Here is a 298-nt window from a genome sequence, read left to right as displayed (position 1 = left end):
TTGGATGATGATATAGTCTTTGAATTAAGGCTAAATGATAAGCATCAGTTTTATCGGTCTTGTTGTAGCGTAGTCCCATATCCATTTCTTTTTTAGCTTTAAGAGGATTAAGAATTACATAATCATAGCCATAGTCTTCCAGAAAAGATTGCAGTGTACGTGAATAAACACCGGTAGCTTCAAAAATAATTTGCGGATGTTTAGAAAAAGCGGTTAATTCATGAAGCAATTGAATAAAACCAGACAGTAGAATTCGACTTGCTTACATCAATTCCAAAAGTAACTTGCATAATATAAC

The 298-nt window shown here is 32.9% G+C and carries 1 pseudogene; it reads right to left on the bottom strand.

The features are described 5' to 3' along the window. Nucleotides 1-290 (bottom strand): annotated as a pseudogene (locus CP366_RS10565) (transposase); the annotation flags it as partial. Nucleotides 291-298 lie beyond the last annotated feature (8 nt).

The sequence above is a fragment of the Lactobacillus sp. UMNPBX15 genome (genome assembly GCF_002553785.1).
Classification (GTDB): Bacteria; Bacillota; Bacilli; order Lactobacillales; family Lactobacillaceae; genus Lactobacillus; species Lactobacillus crispatus.
This window is presented reverse-complemented; position numbering and strand designations above follow the sequence as displayed.